Source organism: Mesorhizobium sp. M7A.F.Ca.CA.002.09.1.1, assembly GCF_003998555.1.
Lineage (GTDB): Bacteria > Pseudomonadota > Alphaproteobacteria > Rhizobiales > Rhizobiaceae > Mesorhizobium > Mesorhizobium ciceri.
Genome location: NZ_RZRR01001037.1, coordinates 1 through 1,746 on the forward strand (window position 1 = coordinate 1; position 1,746 = coordinate 1,746).

Sequence of the window (1,746 nt, forward strand, 5' to 3'; positions counted from 1 at the left end):
GGCTCTGGTGCATGAAGGCGGCCGCGTCGCGATCGAGCAGGCCGCGGATCCGCGGATCGCCCTGCCCGGCATCCCAGCGACCGCGAGCCGCTGTGGTGTTGGAATCGCCTTCGGTGTGCACAAGTTCAGATATCGCGGCCATCATGGTCTCCGAAATGCGAATGAGGGAGCGGCGAACGCTCCCTCGATTGTTCTATCCGTCAATGCCGTCCGGTCAGGACCAGGGCAGCGAAAATGTCTTCACATTGGTGTAGCTCTTCATCGCTTCGATGACGCCTTCCTTGTAGCCGTTGCCCGAATCCTTGATGCCGCCGAAGGGCGACATCTCGATGCGATAGCCCGGCACTTCCCAGATGTTGACGGTGCCGACCTGAAGGCCGGCGATGTATTTCTGCATGCGCGGAAAAGAGTTGGTGCAGACGCCCGACGACAGGCCGAAGGCGGTCGAGTTGGAGAGCGCAATCAACGCCTCGTCATCGTCCGGCGCACGCACGATCGGGATGATCGGCCCGAAGGTTTCTTCCATGACCAGCTCGGATGTATGCGGCACGCGATCGACGACGATCGGCGGCAGCAACGCGCCCTGACGACCCGGATTGTAGAGGATTTCGGCGCCTTGCTCGGCAGCCATGTGGACGCGGGCTTCGAACAGCGCCGCCGCCTTCTCGTGCACGACGGTGCCAAGGTCGGTCGCGCGGTCCATCGGATCGCCGAAGCGGATCTTCTTCGCCCGCTCCAGCACCAGCGGCACGAAGCGGTCGGCGACGCTTTCCTGGACCAGGATGCGCTTGACCGCCGTGCAGCGCTGGCCGGAGTTTTTCGTCGCTCCGGCCACTGCTAGGTCCGCCGCCTTTGCCAGATCCTCGTCCGACAAATCGTTGAGGATGATCAGCGGGTCGTTGCCGCCGAGCTCCAGCACCTGGCGCTTGTAGCCGGCGGTGCGGGCGATCATCTTGCCGACCGGCACGCCGCCGGTGAAGGTGATCAGGTCGATGTTTTCATTGGTGATCATCTCGTTGCCGATATCGGCCGGCCAGCCGGTCACCACCGACAGCATTTCAGGCGGCAAACCGGCTTCATAGAGAATGTCGGCCAAGAGAAGCGCCGTCATCGGCGTCAGTTCGGTCGGCTTGACCACCACGCAATTGTTGGTGGCGATCGCCGGCGCCACCTTGTGCGAGACCATGTTGAGCGGATGATTGAACGGCGTGATCGCCGAGATCGCCTTCAACGGCTCGCGAGTGGTGAAGATCTTGCGCGCCTTCCCGTGCGGGGTGAGGTCGCAGGAGAAGATCTGCCCGTCATCCTGGATGCACATCTGCGCCGACAGCGTGAACACGTCATAGGCACGGCCGACCTCATAGAGCGAGTCCGTCTTGGAGATGCCGAGCTCGAGCGTGATGAGATCGGAGATTTCATCGCGGCGCGAGGCCAATGCCTCGGCGGTGCGGAACAGTATCTGCTGACGCTCGTAGCGGGTCAGCTTCGATTTGTAGCCGGCGGCGATCTCGAATGCCTGGCGGGCGTGATCGGCGCGGCCGGCCGGAACGGTGCCGATGACGGTGTCGTTCCAGGGATAGCGAACCTCGACGACGCCTTCGGCATCGACTCGTCTGCCGGCGATGCGCATCGGCTCGTGGCGAACTTTGATGGCGGGGTCGAGCTTGGTCATGGGTTCTGCTCCAGCAGATTCTTGTTGCGCGGAGGATTCGACCCCCACTCCGGCCCTTCGGGCCACCTCTCCCC

General features: G+C 63.2%; 1 protein-coding gene. It reads right to left on the reverse strand.

Annotated elements, in window-relative coordinates; all coding sequences use genetic code 11:
* Positions 1 to 214: 214 nt before the first annotated feature.
* On the reverse strand, positions 215 to 1,672 hold the full coding sequence (phnY, locus tag EN994_RS29895) for a phosphonoacetaldehyde dehydrogenase (RefSeq protein ID WP_063167534.1): 1,458 nt from the start codon (positions 1,670 to 1,672) through the stop codon (positions 215 to 217).
* Positions 1,673 to 1,746 lie beyond the last annotated feature (74 nt).